This is a genomic window from Methylophaga thalassica MP, from assembly GCF_000214595.1.
Taxonomy (GTDB): Bacteria; Pseudomonadota; Gammaproteobacteria; order Nitrosococcales; family Methylophagaceae; genus Methylophaga; species Methylophaga thalassica.
Genome location: NZ_AFIG01000003.1, coordinates 503,631 through 522,647 on the forward strand (window position 1 = coordinate 503,631; position 19,017 = coordinate 522,647).

General features: G+C 46.0%; 20 protein-coding genes. 1 reads left to right on the forward strand and 19 read right to left on the reverse strand.

Going from position 1 to position 19,017, the window contains the following annotated elements; all coding sequences use genetic code 11:
- Positions 1-141 precede the first annotated feature (141 nt).
- From MAMP_RS13980 to MAMP_RS14070, 19 genes are all read right to left on the reverse strand, one after another.
- Positions 142-1,824 carry an APC family permease gene (locus tag MAMP_RS13980; protein WP_007146740.1) on the reverse strand — a complete coding sequence of 561 codons (1,683 nt, stop codon included), beginning with the start codon at positions 1,822-1,824 and terminating at the stop codon, positions 142-144.
- A 152-nt stretch (positions 1,825-1,976) separates the two neighbouring features.
- Complete coding sequence (gene sugE, locus MAMP_RS13985) at positions 1,977-2,291, reverse strand: quaternary ammonium compound efflux SMR transporter SugE (RefSeq protein ID WP_007146741.1); 315 nt, start codon at positions 2,289-2,291, stop codon at positions 1,977-1,979.
- A 54-nt stretch (positions 2,292-2,345) separates the two neighbouring features.
- Complete coding sequence (gene ribBA, locus MAMP_RS13990; protein WP_007146742.1) at positions 2,346-3,497, reverse strand: bifunctional 3,4-dihydroxy-2-butanone-4-phosphate synthase/GTP cyclohydrolase II; 1,152 nt, start codon at positions 3,495-3,497, stop codon at positions 2,346-2,348.
- A 14-nt stretch (positions 3,498-3,511) separates the two neighbouring features.
- Entirely contained in the window at positions 3,512-4,300 is a 789-nt protein-coding gene (folE2, locus tag MAMP_RS13995) for a GTP cyclohydrolase FolE2 (RefSeq protein ID WP_007146743.1), read from the reverse strand.
- A 228-nt stretch (positions 4,301-4,528) separates the two neighbouring features.
- On the reverse strand, positions 4,529-4,816 hold the full coding sequence (locus MAMP_RS14000) for a hypothetical protein (protein ID WP_007146744.1): 288 nt from the start codon (positions 4,814-4,816) through the stop codon (positions 4,529-4,531).
- Positions 4,803-5,486: a hypothetical protein gene (locus MAMP_RS14005; RefSeq protein WP_007146745.1), complete on the reverse strand. Its 684-nt coding sequence runs from the start codon at positions 5,484-5,486 to the stop codon at positions 4,803-4,805. Before MAMP_RS14005 ends, MAMP_RS14000 begins: the two co-directional genes overlap by 14 nt.
- Positions 5,487-5,551: 65 nt before the next feature.
- The gene (locus MAMP_RS14010; RefSeq protein ID WP_007146746.1) at positions 5,552-5,980 is read right to left on the reverse strand and encodes a universal stress protein; all 429 of its coding nucleotides are present in this window, start codon (positions 5,978-5,980) and stop codon (positions 5,552-5,554) included.
- Positions 5,981-5,991: 11 nt separating this feature from the next.
- Positions 5,992-7,386: an APC family permease gene (locus MAMP_RS14015; protein WP_007146747.1), complete on the reverse strand. Its 1,395-nt coding sequence runs from the start codon at positions 7,384-7,386 to the stop codon at positions 5,992-5,994.
- Positions 7,383-7,562 carry a hypothetical protein gene (locus MAMP_RS14020; protein WP_007146748.1) on the reverse strand — a complete coding sequence of 60 codons (180 nt, stop codon included), beginning with the start codon at positions 7,560-7,562 and terminating at the stop codon, positions 7,383-7,385. Before MAMP_RS14020 ends, MAMP_RS14015 begins: the two co-directional genes overlap by 4 nt.
- Positions 7,559-7,969, reverse strand: coding sequence for a hypothetical protein (locus MAMP_RS14025; RefSeq protein ID WP_007146749.1), 411 nt, complete (start codon positions 7,967-7,969; stop codon positions 7,559-7,561). Before MAMP_RS14025 ends, MAMP_RS14020 begins: the two co-directional genes overlap by 4 nt.
- 29 nt (positions 7,970-7,998) lie before the next feature.
- Positions 7,999-8,289, reverse strand: coding sequence for a hypothetical protein (locus tag MAMP_RS14030; protein WP_007146750.1), 291 nt, complete (start codon positions 8,287-8,289; stop codon positions 7,999-8,001).
- Positions 8,290-8,474: 185 nt separating this feature from the next.
- Positions 8,475-9,806: an FMN-binding glutamate synthase family protein gene (locus MAMP_RS14035; RefSeq protein WP_007146751.1), complete on the reverse strand. Its 1,332-nt coding sequence runs from the start codon at positions 9,804-9,806 to the stop codon at positions 8,475-8,477.
- Between the two features lie 25 nt (positions 9,807-9,831).
- Positions 9,832-10,560 (reverse strand): GltB/FmdC/FwdC-like GXGXG domain-containing protein, encoded by a 729-nt coding sequence (locus tag MAMP_RS14040; RefSeq protein WP_007146752.1) that lies wholly within the window; start codon positions 10,558-10,560, stop codon positions 9,832-9,834.
- Between the two features lie 25 nt (positions 10,561-10,585).
- Entirely contained in the window at positions 10,586-11,488 is a 903-nt protein-coding gene (locus MAMP_RS14045) for a class II glutamine amidotransferase (RefSeq protein WP_007146753.1), read from the reverse strand.
- A gap of 39 nt (positions 11,489-11,527) precedes the next feature.
- The gene (gene glnT, locus MAMP_RS14050; RefSeq protein WP_007146754.1) at positions 11,528-12,895 is read right to left on the reverse strand and encodes a type III glutamate--ammonia ligase; all 1,368 of its coding nucleotides are present in this window, start codon (positions 12,893-12,895) and stop codon (positions 11,528-11,530) included.
- Between the two features lie 38 nt (positions 12,896-12,933).
- Entirely contained in the window at positions 12,934-13,602 is a 669-nt protein-coding gene (locus MAMP_RS14055) for an aminomethyltransferase family protein (protein ID WP_007146755.1), read from the reverse strand.
- A 2-nt stretch (positions 13,603-13,604) separates the two neighbouring features.
- Entirely contained in the window at positions 13,605-16,517 is a 2,913-nt protein-coding gene (locus MAMP_RS14060) for an FAD-dependent oxidoreductase (protein ID WP_007146756.1), read from the reverse strand.
- Positions 16,514-16,777 (reverse strand): sarcosine oxidase subunit delta, encoded by a 264-nt coding sequence (locus MAMP_RS14065; protein WP_040576622.1) that lies wholly within the window; start codon positions 16,775-16,777, stop codon positions 16,514-16,516. The genes MAMP_RS14060 and MAMP_RS14065 overlap by 4 nt, the downstream gene beginning before the upstream one ends.
- 15 nt (positions 16,778-16,792) lie before the next feature.
- Positions 16,793-18,034: an FAD-dependent oxidoreductase gene (locus MAMP_RS14070; protein ID WP_007146758.1), complete on the reverse strand. Its 1,242-nt coding sequence runs from the start codon at positions 18,032-18,034 to the stop codon at positions 16,793-16,795.
- 235 nt (positions 18,035-18,269) lie between these two features.
- Here MAMP_RS14070 and MAMP_RS14075 point away from each other — a divergent pair, with 235 nt between their 5' ends.
- Positions 18,270-18,914, forward strand: coding sequence for a helix-turn-helix domain-containing protein (locus MAMP_RS14075; protein WP_007146759.1), 645 nt, complete (start codon positions 18,270-18,272; stop codon positions 18,912-18,914).
- Positions 18,915-19,017: the final 103 nt, after the last annotated feature.

Genomic DNA, 19,017 nt, shown 5'->3' on the forward strand with positions numbered 1-19,017 from the left:
GCTTTTAAGTATAAAAAGCAATCTCGTTTAAGAAAGAAACATATATATTGCTTTCATAGAAGTATTTAGAAATCAGTGAGATCAAGGGAATCGGCAAAATGGATAAATAATTTTTATGCCTTATATCGTTCACCCCGATAGTTAACTAACTAAAAACTGAATCCCGCCCACCAGCAACACGCTGAACAGTAAAACCAGATAAGGCCATCGACCTGCTTTACGGGAAGTTTCTATGGTGTTGCCAGCCTGAATATCTTCTTGCATCGATGATGGCAGTTGGCCTTTATCAATCAGGTAATGCCGCCAGCAAAACAGTGGAATGCTCAGGCTCGCCAGAATCAAACCACTCATCAATGTGCCACCGCCCCAGATATTGGCTCCCAGTGCCATAAAGGTAATATTCAAAAAGGCCATGGCGATACCGGCGATAAATAAGACTTTTGGGGTTCGATATGAGCGTTTCCAGTTGGGTCTGTCGATGCGGTGAATCCAACCGGCATTAAGGGTCAGGAAGTTAAAAATGATGTAACTGACACAAGATGCAGCAAGTAAAAATACATAGTCAGATAGGCTCAGCAACATCAGGTTAACGATAAGATTAGTCCACATCGCACTAGTGGGGGCACCGTGCTGATTTACCTGTGACAGGTATTTAGGCAATAGACCATCAATTGAGCCCTGGTATAACGTACGAGACGATCCGGACATCGTGGTCATAATCGATAACATCAATGCCAGCACCAACATCACCACAAACATATCCACCATAATGCCGCTATTACCTACAATGCCATAAAGCGCATTGGCGATGCCCATGCCACTATAAATATCCGCGGCTAGCATGCCGTCATATTGAGCTGGTTGAATCACTTCACCGGCAGCATTAAAGTGCTGTGGCTCAATCATTTGCCCTAATCCCATGTGGCCCTGAAAAGTAAAAGGAATCAGCACAAAGGCAAATAAACATAATAAACCGGAATATAAAATAGCGCGGTAGGTATCACGGCTGGGATCTTTAAACTCACGGGTGTAACACACGGCCGTTTCAAAGCCATAGGTTGACCAGGCCGCAATAAACAAAGCGCCTGCCACTAAAGACCAGCCTTTAATATCCCAAACACCGGGTATTACATAACCATCACTGTCATAGGCAAGCGGCGCTAATGGGTAAAAGTTACTCATAACCATATCACCGGTAATCAATGGCACAATGGCAATCAGCATCAATGGGGCCAGCCCGGACAAGCCAATAATCATCATGGCTTTGGCGGAGCGTAAAATGCCGCCGTTTTGAATGGCAAATACCAACACCATCAATACCGCGCCAATAATAAACACAGCATTGATTCGCAGACAGAGTCCCGCTTTAAGGAAGCTCAGATCGAGTAAGGTTATCTGCCAGGTATTAATCACCGCATCCGGCGGATAGGTCACATTCAAAATATAGCCTGCTGCCAAAGCAGAGCCGATGGCTAATACCGGCCCCCATGCCACCCAGTTACACCAGATACATAAGGCCGCTATCCATTTACTGTAATTTGCCCAGGCAACCGAGCTATGCACCGAGATACCGCCGGTTTTATGAGGGAATAATCCGGCAATTTCGGCATAGGTAAAGGCTTGAACAAGCCCGATAGAAATAGACACAATCCAGATTAACCAGGCCGGTTTACCGACTGTGGCGGCAATCGCCCCCATCGAAAATAACACCAGTGCTGGCACACCACTGGCCAGCCAGAAAGCACCAGTCCAGTCGATACTGCGATGTAATGAAAAACGATTGTAGAGAGAAAGTGTTATCGGCTGCTGGGCTTTGTTTTCCAACGTCTCTAACCTCACCTAACTTATGCTGACACCATTGTCAGTCAAAACAAGCAGTAACATACCACGCCTCTTATTAACGGTATCGGTTAACAGTAACGGGTATAGAGAAACCACTCAGGTGAGCCCATAAACAAAAGCAGACTGCCGCCTGTTTAGTGAGATATTTTCAGCCCGATGATACCCGATAGAATTAATAGGATACTGAACAGACGTGCAATGGTCGCTGGCTCAGATAAAAACACAATACCGAAAATCACCGTGCCAATCGCACCGATGCCGACCCAGACACCGTAAGCAGTGCCTAATGGCAGGGTTTTCATTGCTACACCCAAAAGCCACAAACTCAAGGCAACGGTGACCAGTGCCAACAGACTGGGCCCTAACTTAGTCAGACCTTCTGAATATTTCAGTCCAGCCGCCCAGACGACTTCCAGTAATCCCGCTACTACTAATGCTACCCAAGCCATATTAATCCTTTGTTATTACTTATTAATTGATACCTAACCAGCTAACAACAGCGTTTATACAACGGCTGATGCAGCAAGTTTTTCTGCTAAGTCTTCTGGTAAGACATAGTTAGTGACACTCAAGCCAAAACCGCTCATTGATGGCAGTTTTCTCGGCCAGGTCATCAACTTCATTTCAGTGACACCGAGATCTCTTAATATCTGAGCTCCAATGCCATAGTGTTTCAGTACATACTCTTCAGCATAATTTCGATCTGACTGAACGAGTCTCTGCCACTCCTCTTCATCCCCATGCAGCAGGACAAGCACACCCGAGCCTTGCTGCTGAATATATTGCATGGCTTCGGCCACACTCCAGGTATGTCCGTTCCGGTCGTAATCCAGCAAGTCCATACTATTAAACGGTGCATGAACTCTGACCAGGGTTTCTTCACCAGCCGCTGACGTGCCGTAGACCAGTGCCAGATGTTTCATACCTGTCGTTTTATCTAAATAATCATGACGACGGAATGAACCCAGCATGGTTTGCATTTCACGTTCATTCAGGCGGATGACATTTTGCTCATGCTGGTGACGATAAGCGATAAGGTCGGCAATGGTGCCTACTTTTAAGTCATGCTGTTTAGCAAATTCAATAAGATCCGGTAGACGGGCCATGGTGCCGTCTTCATTCATGATTTCGCAGATAACAGCAGCAGGCTCCAGCCCTGCCAATGCCGCCAAGTCACAGCCAGCTTCTGTGTGTCCTGCACGGGTTAACACGCCCCCCGCTCTGGCCATAACCGGGAAAATATGACCAGGACTGACAATATCTTCCGGTGTGGCATTAGCCGCCACAGCAGCCTGAATCGTCAACGCACGATCCTGTGTAGAAATGCCGGTGGTGACGCCTTCAGCCGCTTCAATAGACAGCGTAAAGTTAGTTTCAAAACCGGCTTTATTTTGTTTTACCATTAATGGCAGGTTTAACTGCTGACAGCGTGCTTCAGTTAAAGTCAGGCAAATGAGACCGCGTGCATGCATCGCCATAAAATTCACTGCTTCGGCAGTAACATGACTGGCCGCCATAACCAGATCACCTTCATTTTCACGGTTTTCATCATCCATTAAGACAACCATTTTGCCCTGTCTAATATCCTCAATAATCGCTTCTGCACTAGCGATTTGTGCGGGTTGAGAATAAGACGTCAACTTAGATTGTGGCATGAGGATATAGCTCCTTATAACTGGTCAATAACGGCGTAGGCAGAATGATTATGAATAGATTCAAAGTTTTCACACTCAACACGGAACCCTGACACGGTGTCCTGTTGAGCTAATGCGACAGCAATATCTCTAACTAAATCCTCAACAAACTTGGGATTGTCGTAAGCAAATTCGGTCACATACTTTTCGTCCGGGCGTTTCAACAGCCCGTAAAGCTGACTGGAGGCTTGTTCTTCAATCAATTGAATCAAGGCATCCAGCGTCATCTCTTCGCTGATGCGTGCTTCAACACTGACCAAAGAACGTTGATTATGTGCACCATAATCTGAAATCTTCTTCGAGCAAGGACAAAGACTGGTCACAGGGATCTCAGCTTTCACGGTCAGTTCCAGTTTATCGGTGTAATCCGCTGTCAGCGTAATGTCGTAATCCATAAAGCTTTTCACACCTGAAACGGGTGCGGTTTTGCTGATGAAATACGGAAAACGTAAGCTGACGTGACCTTGTTTTGCGCCTAATAATTCCAGCATGTCGGTCATAAATGCGGGCATATTGCTCAGGCTGAATATCGCGTCAGGGCGTTCCAGTAATTCAATGAAACGTGACATATGGGTGCCTTTCACATCAGCCGCCAAATGCACATACATATTAAATTCGGCCACAACACGTATGGGTGTTTCGGTAGTTGATTGAAATAAAACCGGGTAACGCAGTGACTTTATACCGACTTTATCAATGATTAACTGGCGTTTGTCAGGCGTATTTTGAACATCTTCAAGTCGATGTGTTAAAGGCAGATTCATTATGTATCCTTGTTTTTTTGATTCACACATCGGTTGAATCAACTGAAAAAATGGTGTGAATGACTGAATCTCATCAGTCATTCACCCAAAGGTCTCAAATCGCAAAGAGTCCGAGGATAACCATGAAGAAACGGTTTCATCTAAAACCAACTTCAGGTTAAGTATTGCTTAGTTTCAGGGATAAAAAAATTCCAAAGAAGGATTACTACCTTGGGGTTATACCCTTACCTATTGAGAGAAATTGGCTTGCTCCCAACGAATTCTGGCCCACATATAGGCATCCATAATCGATAGTGCATAAATAAAAATCCCGCCAGCAAACTGGCCTATCACCGAAATACCTGGTGCGGCCATTTGATAGGTCACCACACCTAACACCAGCATAAAAAACAACATGGTCAAACCGCGCATGGGATTGTGATTCACGACCTGCCCCACCCCAGGCAACACAATGGCAATCAATAGCACCAGATAGGGATGAACGGGTCCCTGCAATAGGCGACTAGGCTGCTTCATCTTGCACCTCATCCAGGTGAGTCACTAAGTTATCTAACTTGTGTAATAAACCGGCTACCAAACTTGCCTCAATGGGTTTGTCATCAAAATTAATGGCCCGTAGTAATAAATAATGGCCGCGATCTGATTGCTTAGCTAAGCAAGTGAGCCGAATCGCCATCGGGGTAATCAGTAACTCTTTGCAGCGAGAATCAGCAAACAAGTCTTTAATATCTTGATCTATCCCTGCTAATGGCGGCGGCTGGGTTTTTGTCATATAACGGGCATGTTGCGGCCAGCCAGCTAAAGGCATCACCGGTTTTATCCACTGCCATGACGGACTGAAGCTCTCGGTATTTTGTGGTCTGACTAAAATATCGAGTGTCGCGCCACTGCTGTCTTTATGTGCTCGATACAAGGTTATATGCATCCACATCACTGGTAATTTTCTTGCCGTGAGGTTATCCACCTCGACTGAAAGCTTTACCCTGGCATTATTCCAATCGGCAAAAACAGAGGCATATCCTTGTCCATCAAGCGTTGATGACGTCATCTGAACAACCTCATGACAATCATCAAATACCTGCTGTCTTGATACCAACACATGGCGATGATGATGGCGATATAGAAGCAGCAAGCAAGTACTCCCTAACAACACAAAAATCATGGCGTATATAGCATCTACATTCATTCAATATTCCTCTTTTCCCTCAGAAAAAGAGTCCCGCAGCCATGACAATACTGCGGGACTAAGGCTTATCTGACGACGGTCACCGGACAGTGGGATCGCTGCACAATATGCTGCGCTATCGATCCTAATAACACTCTCGCAATACCACTACGCCCAACCGATCCAGTCACCACATGGTCATGCTCATGTTTCTCAGCATAATCAACAATGGCTTTGGCAATATCGTGGCCAGCTGCCGTTATACAAAACACATCATCTAGTCCTTGAGATGTGGCCTTAACCATCGCATCACGTAGCTCCTGTTTGATTTGAGCATCTGCTGCATCGAGAATGCTCGAATCCCAAAAGTAACTATGTGAAATGTCTTCACTGGTCGGTCTAACCACATGAATAAATGTCAGCCTGGCATTGACCGATTTCGCCAGCTCCACAGCAAAATCCACGGCTTTCATCGCACTATGCGATCCATCCGTTGCACATAAAATATGTTTCATGCTGCTTCCTCCTAATAACCTTTAGGCCGTGGCCAGGGCATGGTGAACTGATCACCCCGTTTCACGAACTGGTAACGTCGTTTCACAAACCAGACCGAGGCCACGATATAAAACGCCATAATCGACAATAATGACGCACCGTAACCCAGGAAGGTCGCGAAATAGACCAGAGAACATAAACCCAGCAAGGTATAAGCTGGAATAGGATGGAACGGATGGATATAGCCCCGCTTGATCACATCCAATGGCCACATTTTTCTGAACTTGACCATATTGATGGACATGAAGGTGTAACCCAGCAGACCTGACAGAATCGAAAAGGTAATGACCTGATCCAATAAACCTGTGAACGCAAATGACACAGCAATTGGAATCAGGAAAATAATCGATCTGAACGGCGTGCGGTAACGCGGATGAATCGCTCCAAACCATGTCGGCATATAGCGATCCCGTCCCATGGAAAACCAGGCACGCGCCGCATCATTAATACAGCCATTAGCCGAAGCAATGGCCGCAAACATGGTGCCGATAAATAACACGACCTGTAATACCGGATTACCAATAATCGAAGCAGCGTCATATAACGGCGTGGTCGCCTGACCTAAATATTGCCATGGCATCAGACCCGTCGAGATATACCAGGTCAGTGTCGCTGCCACTAATAAAGTTAAAATGCCACCAATCGTGCCCAGTGGAATCGCCCGACCTGCACTCCTCACCTCTTCCGCTGCCTGACAGGTGCCCTCAATGCCGAGGTAATACCACATGCCAAACTGCAATGCAGCGACAACCCCAATCCAGCCATACGGTAATTCTGTTAACAGATCACTGTGTTTCAGAATATGCCCGGGGTTAAGCGGATCGGCCCCAATAAATAAAGCCAGAATCGCCAGAAAGGCAAACAGGGTAATGACAAAATTTACCGTCAGCGTCATAAACACGCCGCGGTAATTCAGCCAGGCCAGAAACGAAATGGTCAGTACCACAAAGGGTTGAGGACTCAGATCATGGAAGCCAGTTGCTGATGCCACAGCCGCCATCAAGTCACCGACTATCAAAGCATCCGCCGCTTCCAGCATGGTATATGCCATCACCAGATACAAGCCCACATTAAAGGCCATTAACGGACCAATAATGTGTTTTGCCTGCGTGTACTGACCACCGGCCGCCGCCACGGTAGACGTGACTTCCGAATCGATCATCGCGACACAGCTATAGAGTAAGCCAATAACCCAACAGGCAATCAAGGCACCATAAGCACCACCTTTGGCAACAGAGAAGTTCCAGCCCATAAATTCACCGACCAGAACAATACCCACACCCAGCGCCCAGATATGAAAAGGGTTCAATACCTTCAGCATTGAAATGCGTTGTTCCCCGGATTGAGAAGAAGATTGCTGACTCATGACTGCTGCTCCTCTCGCTCGAGCTCTGCCATCAGTTCATCAGCGCCTTCACGCGAACTCATGAGTAGCGATTCATCAAACTGACGAGACACACTGAGTGCATCCACCAGAATCCACAGCAATAGCATGGCTGAGATAATCCAGGCGGCGTAACTTAAAATTTCCCAATAGCTCATCGGTGTGCCTCCTGTTCCGTAAGCGAAGACTTATCACCAAATTTTTCAGCAATCACTTCACGGTATTGAGACTCAGAGACACGCAGCATAAAGATGAAATAGCCAATAATGACTAAAGCCGTAATGCCAAGCATCAACGGATCAATGGTGTAATCAAATTTATCGTTAATGATTTCAGCCGCTGAGGTTTCATCAAAACCCAGCTTCTGCCATTGTTCCTGCTCAACAGGTGAGACGTTTAGGGATTCCCAGGAGATAACCTGAGATGAGGTGGTGTCACTTGCTGATTTAGAATCAGATTCAAGAAACAAAGGAATATACAAACTGACATAGACAAGTATCAGAATAAAGAGACTATCAAACAACTGCCCCTTTTTAGACTGTACCTTTGGTACATAAGTAGACATAAGATTTCCTCATTAAAATCACTCGGCAATTAGCGCTTCGCTGCTCTATTTTCATCGAGATGTTTGATGTCCAATCCGTAGATAAACTCTTTATCTTCTGCGTAGTGCTTAGTCATCGCACCGACAGAAGCGGTATTGAAAAAGACGAGCAAAGCACTGGAAATAATCATTACCCATCGGATAACCGGATCTTCCAGAATGCTTAAGATGCTAATGAGGACGAAACCCACAGCCAGCCAGATAAGTAGCACATCTGCCCAAGCCATGATGCAGTCTCGTAGATACATATTTTGAATACGATTTTTTATTTTATTATTCATGGTTATATTTCTCTCTTCTAATGGTTAAAAATGATTTACACACTGTCCTCCTGTTTTGCTAAGAAAAAGAAAAAAACCGATGTTACGCAGACAAGGCAACTTATATTGACGGGGTAAGGATCGCTATAAGACACATTGTCTTTGTAACACCGGTTTTTAACTATCAATGGCACAACAACATTTTTTTAGAATGTATGTGTGCCTGGAATCCAGCTTGTTCCGGCTAATGGCACACGTGCCATCGCTGCTGATTCCACTGTTAATGCCACTAAGTCTTCTGGTTCCAGATGACGCAGATCATTCTTACCGCAAGCACGCGCTAATGTTTGTGCTTCCAGCGTCAGAACACGTATGTAGTTAGCCAGACGACGACCACCTTCAACCGGGTCAAAGCGTTTCATCAGCTCCGGATCCTGGGTAGAAATACCGGCTGGGTCACGACCTTCGTGCCAGTCATCGTAGGAACCGGCTGTTGAACCCAGTTTTTGGTACTCTTCTTCCCATTTAGGATCGTTATCACCCAATGCCACCAATGCAGCGGTACCGATAGCCACCGCGTCAGCACCTAAAGCCATACATTTCGCGACGTCAGCACCATTACGGATACCACCAGACACAATCAGTTGAACCTTACGGTGCATACCCATTTCCTGTAACGCTTGAACCGCTTGAGGAATGGCCGCCATGGTTGGGATACCTACGTGTTCGATAAACACGTCTTGCGTTGCCGCTGTACCACCTTGCATACCGTCGACCACGATAACGTCAGCACCTGCTTTCACCGCCAGCTTCACATCATAGTAAGTACGTGTTGCACCGACTTTGATGTAGATAGGCACTTGCCAGTCTGTAATTTCACGCAGTTCTTTGATCTTGATTTCCAGATCGTCAGGCCCTGTCCAGTCTGGGTGACGACAGGCTGAACGTTGGTCAACACCCATCGGTAAGGTACGCATTTTGGCAACACGTTCAGTAATTTTCTGACCCAGTAACATACCGCCGCCGCCTGGTTTTGCACCTTGGCCCAATACCACTTCGATCGCATCCGCTTTTCGTAAGTCGTCTGGGTTCATGCCATAACGTGATGGCAGGTATTGGTAAACCAGTTTGCTTGACTGACCACGTTCTTCCGGTGTCATACCACCGTCACCTGTGGTGGTAGATGTACCCACTGCTGATGCACCCCGTCCTAACGCTTCTTTAGCATAGGCAGACAGCGCACCGAAGCTCATACCGGCAATCGTGACAGGCGTATCAATAGTGATAGGCTTTTTCGCAAAACGGGTACCTAAGGTCACCGAGGTATTACATTTTTCACGATAGCCTTCTAATGGGTAACGCGACATACTCGCCCCCAGGAACAACAGATCGTCGAAATGGGGCAGTTTACGTTTGGCACCGGCACCGCGGATATCATAAATACCCGTATCAGCAGCACGACGGATTTCAGCCATCGTCAATTTATCAAACGTCGCTGACTCGCGCGGTACGGTCATGTATTTTTTCTTTTCAGTCATTTCTATTTCCTCGCAATATCAGCAATTAATAAGCACTCGCGTTATCAACTTTGAAGTTGTACAACTGACGAGCTGAACCATAACGTTTGAAGGCTTTTGGATCTTCATCCACACCGGCTTTTTCTAATAAAGCCGACAGTTCATCCAGGTGCTCCTGACGCATTTCTTTTTCGATGCAGTCTGCGCCCAGTGATTTCACTGCGCCTTTTACATAGATATGCACTTCGTACAGCGAGTCACCCAACGCATCACCGGCATCACCACACACCACTAGTGAACCAGCCTGGCCCATAAAGCAGCTCATATGACCGACATTGCCTTTCACCACAATATCAATGCCTTTCATCGAGATACCGCAACGTGAACCGGCATCGCCTTCAATCACTAACAAACCGCCATGGGCTGTCGCGCCGGCTGCTGATGAAGCGTTACCTTTCACACGCACACTGCCTGACATCATGTTTTCAGCAATGCCTTGACCAGCATGACCGTGAACGGTGATGTCGGCTTCTTTGTTCATACCCGCACAGTAGTAACCGACCGGACCGTGGATATCGACTTTGAGCTTCTGATCAAGACCAACAGCCAGGTTATGCTCCCCTTTTGGGTTTAATACTTCCCATTCAGCAATGGTCAGTTCCTTGTTTTGATCATGCAGCGCCTGATTCAAATCACGAACTGTTTGTTGTGCCAAATCCACCGTTTGCTTGCCGCCGGATGTGGTCACTGATTCTGCTACAGATTTAGTACTCATTTATATTCTCCTCATACACCATTGCTTAGTGCGTGGTACGTTCCCAAACATAGACTTTTGAAGGCTCTGGTTCCCAAACTTTGGCGTTTTCAATGCCAGGTAATGTTGTTAAAGCCTGATACTCAGAGGCCATGGCCACATAATCATCTGTTTCTGCAATCACCGCAGGTTTGCAAGCAATCGGATCACGCACGACAGCAAAGCCATCTTTAGTACCGATAGTGAAGGTGAAGAAACCATCCAGATCGTCTAAGGCATGCTCTAACGCTTCTGTCAGGCTATCGCCTTGTTGTAAACGGTATGTCAGGTAACCTGCAGCCACTTCTGAATCGTTTTCAGTTTCAAAATGAATGCCTTCACGTTTCAGTTCCTGACGCAGACGGTTGTGGTTAGACAGAGAACCGTTATGTACCAGACACAGATCCATACCTGTTGAGAAAGGATGGCTACCCGCCATGGTTACAGCAGATTCCGTTGCCATACGTGTATGACCGATGATGTGGCTGCCTTTCATGTTTTCCAGGTGGAACAGATTGACGATACGTTCTGGTAAACCGACTTCTTTCAGGATTTCGATAGATTTACCTGAGCTCATGATCAGCACGTCCTGATGATTTTCCATCAGATAGTTTTCAACGGTTTCAGCATCGATATCGACTTTAAAGACCGCCACTTTGCTGTTTTGGAACCAGTCGACTTTTGTATTCAGTTTGGCTTCAATGTCTTTTGCCAATGCAGCCCAATCATAATTTTCATCTTCGTTGCGAAGCGTTAACTTCACACCTTGATCTACTTCATCACCATAGACAGCAAAGCCGGCACTGTCAGGGCCACGTTCTGTCATCGCAATTAACATTGGCGCAAACAGTTCACCCAGACGGTCTTGGTATTTATCGTTTTTCAAATACAGGCCAACGATTCCACACATAACTATTCTCCTAACATCATTCCCTGGGAAGGGACTCTTTTAATAAAATTCAACGTAACGATTGATTTCCCAATCAGATACATGACGCATGTATTCCACCCATTCCATGTGTTTAAGTTCTAAGAACTCTTTAACAAACTCATCGCCTAAAGCCCCTTTAATCACGTCATCTTTTTCTAACGCAGTCAGAGCTTCATGAAGATTTTGTGGCAGGATGCCAATACCTTTTTCTTCCAACTCTTCTGGGCTTAAGTCATATAAATTAATGTCATAACCTGGACCCGCTTCCAGTTGACGCTCCACACCATCCAGACCCGCTGCAATCGCTGCCGCCGCTGTCAGATAAGGGTTACAAGTACCATCTGGCAGGCGTAATTCGATACGGCCGTAAGGAATACGCACCATGGTCGAACGGTTGTTATTACCATATGAAATATAGGCTGGCGCCCAAGTCGCACCGGATAATGAACGACCGACCACTAAACGTTTGTATGAGTTAACGGTAGGCGCTGCAATCGCTGATAACGCAGGTGCGTGAGCCAGAATCCCCGCCATAAAGTGATAAGCCAGTTTTGATAAACCATGACCGGTTTCATCGCTGTCATCATGGAATAAGCTTTTCTCGCCATCACCAATCGACATATGCATGTGCATGCCGTTACCAGGGCGGTTGCTGAACGGTTTAGACATGAATGAACACACCATGCCCATTTCATTAGCAATTTCACTGGCTGCCATTTTGAACATGACATAGTCATCCGCACTCTTCAGTGCATCGGCATAGGTGTAATTGATTTCAAACTGACCATTCGCATCTTCATGATCGATTTGGTAAATATCCAAACCGACATCAATTAATGACTCAGTCAGTTTTTCCAGGAAAGCACTCTGACGTGTGATGCCTTTATAGTCATAACACGGTTTTTGCAGTGTATCGGTTGGATCAAATGGATGCAGATGACCGAACTCATCTTTTTTCAGTAAAGAGAATTCAGGCTCTAAACCGGTGTATAAAATCCAGCCTTTTTCAGTCAGACGGGAAATTTGTTTTTTCAGTACAACACGACTGTCATGGCTGTATGGTTTGCCGTTAACGTGACCATCACAGATCAGGCGTGCATAACCAGGTTGCCATGGCAATAAACTCAATGTGCTTAAGTCGCCCATTGCCATGTAATCTGGACCATTAGGTTTAATGCCCATTCCCCAAATAGCACCACCAGCAAAACCAGCACCGGTTTTAATGATGTCTTCCAGGTGATCTGCTGGCACAGATTTGACCTTAGCCACACCGTGGATATCAACAAACTGGGCCAACACATATTTCACATTGTTTTCAGCCAAAAACTTCTGCGCATAGGCTAATTGGTCTGCTGGCGAAGCCTTAGGGTCGAATTCATACTTCATAACATTTCCTCTGTTTGAATGATCAACACTTGGTCGTATCAATTGATCTCGTAATAAAAACTGAACCCTATAGCACCGCCACCATATTCTTCGGTGATGCCCAATAGTGTTTTCCACAGGTAGGGTCCAAACGTACCATCACACCAAATGCGATAAACAGATTGGCCATTCAGCATCTGTCTCAGCAACGTTACCGATACACCGGCGATGACAGTCATGACAAGACGATTCTCTTCAAGTGCATCTCCTGACAGGTCGATAGCACAGACTTCAGAAAATAACTTTGATGTCAGCTTGCCACTGACAATAAACGACGCATCATTGCGAATTACCTTGTGGACACCTGCTTTGTTCACAGGCAAGGCATTTAACTGAGCGACCAGATGAGAGTTCAGTGGCTCTTCAATCAGATACTCACTTCCCCCCAATCTTAAGACCAGCTCTCTTTTGCCTTGTAATGTCCAACTGTTTTTTGCTTCTGGCAGTGTCAGGTTGGCAGAGGCTAACCACTCCGCTGCATTAGGTCCTTTCACGCCAAAGCGATTTAATGCACTCACATCACAAATACTTAATAACTCGTAACGTGAAGATTCAATGGCCTTGTCCGCCATGGTTATTGCAGTCTCCATGCCATTCACGATGCCACTAATCGGCTTCAAAGGGGCTTGAGCAAAAGCGACCGGGCTTTTAAAAATGCCGTCTTGCATGCTTACTCTCCGTCTTTATCAAGTAGGTGAAAAAAAGGGGCTTCGACGACAGTCGCTTCAACCATTGCACCGCTATCGGTACGAATGGAAAACGTTGAGCCCACATTGCCCTGTTCTGGTGCAACAAAAGCAAAACCGATTACTCTGTCGAGATATCTGCTGTATGCAATACTGGTGACACGGCCTTTGATGTTGTTGCCGTTATCAATCACCAGATTGCATTCATTCGGCATTTCCCTGGCAAAGCCTTTCTCCAGTACAAAGTTCACTAACTTCTTGTTCAGCGTTTTCTTAGCGATGATTTTCAGGCTGCGTTGGCCGATAAAGAACGGCTTATCCATTTTGAGTAACGCTTCGGAATGCGCTTCAAATGGATTGGTCAGACCATCGGTATCGTGACTAATCAGGTGATGTCCCATTTCCAGACGTAGCAGACGCTGTGCATCTGTACCAAATGGACGAATACCATGATCTTGTCCGGCAGCCATGATTTGTTTCCAGACATGCAGTCCCGCTTTGTAAGGCACATGAATTTCAAAAGCCAGGTCAGCAACAAAACTCACTCGCATGACTTTGGCATTCACACCGGCAATCTCAGCTTCAATCATGTTTCCATCTGGTAACGCGGCTTCACTCAAATCGGCATTGGTCAGTGAACTTAAAATCTCACGTGACTTCGGTCCGGCCAGTGTCATCGCTGCAATGGCGCCGGTCAGATTCACCAAAGTGACTTGTAATCCCCATGCCTGAACATTACGTTGCATTTCACGGTAAACCGTCGCGGCATTGGATGAGTTCGTTGATACATAGAACTTTTCAGCTTCGACACGAACAGCCAGCCCGTCATCCAGCATGACACCCGCTTCATCCAGCAGCAGAGCAATGCGGCTTTCGCCGATTTTCTGTTTGCTGAACTTGCCTGTATAAAAGCGTTCCAGAAATTCAGTGGCATCGGCACCGTAGACTTCAATTTTCCCTAAGGTGCTGCCATCAATCATGCCAGCCTGTTTTCTGACCGCTAACGCTTCTTGCTGTACCGCTTCCATGGCCGTCATTGAACGACCCGAATATTGATAATAAGCAGGACGCATCCACATACCCGCATCCATCATCACACCACCATTCTCAACATGCCATTCATGCATCGCGGTATAACGATGAGGGTGGAATCCGCGTCCGCCCAGGTGACCAATCGGTGTTGGGTGGAAGAATGGACGCGCGGTGGTGCTACCAATTTTCTCAACCGGTAACTGACGAATACGAGCCAAAATACGAATCGCATTCATATTAGAATGTTTGCCCTGACTTGGCCCCATACCCACCGTGGTAAAGCGTTTCATCAACTCGATATTGTCAAAACCTTCTTTGGCGGCATTGATGAAATCTTTGACTTGAATATCTTCGTCAAAGTCGACAAAGTTTTTGCCTTTCGGATGCTCAACAATCGGATAAGGATGACTGGGTGATGTCATTTCAACTTTTGGCACAGTAACCACATCGACCGTTTTACCCAGGAAAGCGGCTGCTTCTGCTGCTGCACGCTGACCATCAAGTTGGCGAGCTTTAAAATCAAATACGCCATTGACCTTACCCGCTGCAAACACCCCTTCCGGTAACTCGTCAGGGACAAACTGCTCGACGCTATAGTCATAACGCATTTTTGTGCCTGCCTGATACAGCAAGGCAGCGGCTGGTGCCCAACCGGCACTCATCGCTACACCATCACATCCCAAACGCACAGTATGGCCACTATCGGCGCCTGCACTAATATCGTCATAAGGGCTAACAGCAACAGCTTTAACACCTAACTTGTCAGAGGTCGGGATCACTTCATAAATACAGCTTGAGATATGAACAGGAATACCTAGATCTCTGACTTTCTGAGCCAGTTCACGTGGTGCGCCGTTTCTACGCATATCAATGACAGCCACAACTTCGACACCAACAGACGCTAGGTCCAGTGCTGTTCGATATCCGTGATCATTCGCTGTAACAACCACACCTTTATTAAAAGGTTTAACCGCATAACGATGAATCAGACGTTGTGCTGCCGATCCCATCATCACGCCCGGTAGATCGTTGTAACGAAATACAGGTGGTTGCTCAAACGCACCAGCAGCCACGATCACCGTTTTCGCCCAGACTTTCGTGATGCCGTCTTTACCGACTAATGGCACTAATTTATCGCCATAAAAACCGCCGGCATACGCATCGGTAATTAAACGAATATTCGGGTTTGACTCCACTTTACCTAACAGGCTTGTCAGCGTATCGGCTGTCGTTTGGTCACCAGCATAGTCGTATGTCAGGCTGCCACCCGCCTGCTTGTTTTCATCAACAACAATCACATCCAGGCCTTGCTCAGCCGCTTTAACCGCTGCTGATAAACCAGACAGACCGGCACCGATGATTAACACATCACAGTGGGCAAACTTTTTCGGTTTAATAATACGTGGGTAGTTAAAGTTAACTTCGCCTAAACCAGCCGCCTTACGGATTTTGTCTTCCCAGAACGGAAACAGACTTTTTGGTTTATAAAACGTTTTGTAATAAAAACCGACCGGCAGAAACGGTGATAAATAATCGATATATTTGTTTTTATCTTTTAATACACCACCAATAGTATTAACGGCTTTAATATCCATACCATCAGCAACAGGCCAGACATCAGCACGGATATTGGTATCCACGCCGTCTGTCATCATGGCGTTGACATCATGATTGGCAAAACTCAATACACCACGTGCACGGTGATATTTAAAACTACGGCCCAGCACATTAATACCAGCCGCCCACAGCGCACTGGAAATGGTATCGCCTTCGTAACCTTGCACAGTCTGACCTTCATATTGAAAAGTCAGTGGCTTGTCACGGTTAATCCACTCACCTCGTTTCTTAGCAATACGGCTGGTCATTTAGCTTCCTCCTGACCCAGAAGATAAGTACGGTTGACCTTATCAGTCATCGTGTTACGTTCAGCGATAAACCAAGTACCGCTGGGGGTGTGATACCACCATTCTTTTTTCAAACCAGGTGCTCCATTACGATAGTGCACATAGGCAGCCCACTCAGAATCTGAACATGTGTCAGGGTTGGGCATATTTCGATATTCTCCGCCGTAGGTGAATTCACTCATCGGCCTGATACCATTAACGGGACATTCAAGTAGTTTCATAGCCTTACTCTTAACTTAGTGACCAACTGAAGCTGCGCCTTTTTCACCGGTCAGCTCATAGTCTTCAAAACGTGATAAACGGAATGATTTAATAAGATCAGGAGCCATATCTTTGGCTATTGTCTCGGCCATGGTTTTGCCACTGATTGGCGTGGCTTTAAATCCCCATGTGCCCCATCCGGCATCCAGATAAAACCCTTCTAGTGGTGTTTTACCCATAATCGGTGCAAAGTCAGGCGTGATGTCAGCCATACCCGCCCATTGGCGTACCACTTTGACATTCGATAAAAACGGGAACATATCGGTGATATGTGTGGTGAGTCCTTCCACGAAATCCAGTGATGAACGTGTTGAATGGAATTCATAAGGATCCAGTGATGACCCCATGACCAGTTCACCACGAGACGATTGACTCACGTACACATGCAAACTACCGGAAACTAAAATGGTATCGAGCCAGGGCTTCATCGGTTCTGATACGCAAGCTTGCAGGGGATGAATCACTATCGGTGTTTTCAAATCCACCATCTCAGTGATGCGTGGTGTAAAACCTGCCACTGCAGATAGAACACGATTTGTGCTGATATAGCCTTTAGATGTGTTTACACCAACGACTTTGCCGCCTTTAGTATCAATACCCGTGACTTCCGTCATTTGGAATATTTCAACACCCATGCGATCCGCTTCTTTGGCATAACCCCATGCCACGGCATCATGACGAGCCACAGAGCCTGGTGCATGATATAAAGCGCCCAGGATAGGTGCTTGGCCACTGCAGGAGATATCCAATTGCGGACAGGCTTTGGATATCTCCTCAGGACCAACGACATAACTCTCAACCCCAACATGTTTATTCACTTCTGCACGCCAGCGCATGGTTCTCATTGCTGATTCTGTGTGAGCTAAAGTGAAGTGCCCACGAGTTGAATAAAACAGGTTCAGGTCTAATTCTTCTGATAAATCTTCGTACAATTTAACGCTGGCATCATAGAAGTTAACCCCTTCCGGTGTCAGGTAATTTGAACGTACGATAGTGGTATTACGGCCCGTGTTACCGCCACCAATATAACCTTTCTCTAATACTGCTACATTGGTAATGCCATAGTCTTTCGCTAAGTAATACGCCGCAGCCAAACCATGTCCGCCGCCACCGATAATCACGGCATCGTACGATTTCTTAGGCTCGGTACAGTCCCTAAAAAAACGTGGTGCCGGGTGTTCACTACTCAGACCATATTTTAATAGCCCTAATGGCATTCTTAACCTCCACTCATAATGCTCAATACTACTTAAGTAGTATGCGAATCTACCTCTAACTAGGTAAACAATATTTCATGTGATGAAACATGGTTCTATTTACTCATGTCGAAAAAAACATGTCAATAGCCTTGTAAACTTTTTTTCACAATAGGAAACATTTAGTGCGGATAAATAAAAAAACCTCAGGTATAATCAGGCAAAACAGCCTTAAAGAAGACGGAGTATTCTTGCCGTGAGCAAACAGCAAACGATCGTGACGACTGAAACTGCGACACATCAGTCGTTAGATAAACACCTGGGAAATACGCTGCGCCATATTCGTACTGAAAATGGATTAACGATTGCGGATGTCGCTATGCGAGCCAATGTCAGCCGCGGCATGCTGAGTAAGATCGAGAACGGACTGACCTCGCCCAGCCTGGAAAAACTGGAACATCTTGCTAATGCTCTGGGTGTAAAGCTTTCGCGGTTATTTCATGATTACGACACGCCCATGGGTGGTGCTCAATATGTGAAGAATGGCGAAGGAATGGAAGTGGTTCGCCGTGGCACCAAAAGTGGTCACACATACCATTTACTGGCGTATGACACCGGTCCGAAAAAACTGTTTGAACCGTTTTTGATTACCTTAAATGAAGAAAGTGAAGTGTTTGATCCGTTTGAACATGCCGGCACCGAATTCATTTATATGTTGGAAGGTAAACTGGAATACACCGTAGGTGATGAGCGTTTTATTCTGGAACCTGGCGATTCTCTGACATTTCATGCAGAACAGCCCCACCGACCGGAAACAAAACTAAAAATGCCGATTCAGTATCTGGCTATCATCTACTACGATAGCCTCGATGACTTTGAAGACGATAGTTATAAAAACTAGTTTGTTTTTATTGAATAACATTCAAGAGCGAAAAACTCACGGAAACTGTTTAAAAGCGTTTTTTTAATCGCCAATAAACGTAAATCATTATTCTATCTTCGTT

Coding starts and splice junctions, on each gene's coding strand:
- sugE (WP_007146741.1), bottom strand. CDS start 2,291: ATGGCTTGGGTAGCATTAGTAGTAGCGGGATTACTGGAAGTCGTCTGG.
- ribBA (WP_007146742.1), bottom strand. CDS start 3,497: ATGCCACAATCTAAGTTGACGTCTTATTCTCAACCCGCACAAATCGCT.
- folE2 (WP_007146743.1), bottom strand. CDS start 4,300: ATGAATCTGCCTTTAACACATCGACTTGAAGATGTTCAAAATACGCCT.
- MAMP_RS14000 (WP_007146744.1), bottom strand. CDS start 4,816: ATGAAGCAGCCTAGTCGCCTATTGCAGGGACCCGTTCATCCCTATCTG.
- MAMP_RS14005 (WP_007146745.1), bottom strand. CDS start 5,486: ATGAATGTAGATGCTATATACGCCATGATTTTTGTGTTGTTAGGGAGT.
- MAMP_RS14010 (WP_007146746.1), bottom strand. CDS start 5,980: ATGAAACATATTTTATGTGCAACGGATGGATCGCATAGTGCGATGAAA.
- MAMP_RS14015 (WP_007146747.1), bottom strand. CDS start 7,386: ATGAGTCAGCAATCTTCTTCTCAATCCGGGGAACAACGCATTTCAATG.
- MAMP_RS14020 (WP_007146748.1), bottom strand. CDS start 7,562: ATGAGCTATTGGGAAATTTTAAGTTACGCCGCCTGGATTATCTCAGCC.
- MAMP_RS14025 (WP_007146749.1), bottom strand. CDS start 7,969: ATGTCTACTTATGTACCAAAGGTACAGTCTAAAAAGGGGCAGTTGTTT.
- MAMP_RS14030 (WP_007146750.1), bottom strand. CDS start 8,289: ATGAATAATAAAATAAAAAATCGTATTCAAAATATGTATCTACGAGAC.
- MAMP_RS14035 (WP_007146751.1), bottom strand. CDS start 9,806: ATGACTGAAAAGAAAAAATACATGACCGTACCGCGCGAGTCAGCGACG.
- MAMP_RS14040 (WP_007146752.1), bottom strand. CDS start 10,560: ATGAGTACTAAATCTGTAGCAGAATCAGTGACCACATCCGGCGGCAAG.
- MAMP_RS14045 (WP_007146753.1), bottom strand. CDS start 11,488: ATGTGTGGAATCGTTGGCCTGTATTTGAAAAACGATAAATACCAAGAC.
- glnT (WP_007146754.1), bottom strand. CDS start 12,895: ATGAAGTATGAATTCGACCCTAAGGCTTCGCCAGCAGACCAATTAGCC.
- MAMP_RS14055 (WP_007146755.1), bottom strand. CDS start 13,602: ATGCAAGACGGCATTTTTAAAAGCCCGGTCGCTTTTGCTCAAGCCCCT.
- MAMP_RS14060 (WP_007146756.1), bottom strand. CDS start 16,517: ATGACCAGCCGTATTGCTAAGAAACGAGGTGAGTGGATTAACCGTGAC.
- MAMP_RS14065 (WP_040576622.1), bottom strand. CDS start 16,777: ATGAAACTACTTGAATGTCCCGTTAATGGTATCAGGCCGATGAGTGAA.
- MAMP_RS14070 (WP_007146758.1), bottom strand. CDS start 18,034: ATGCCATTAGGGCTATTAAAATATGGTCTGAGTAGTGAACACCCGGCA.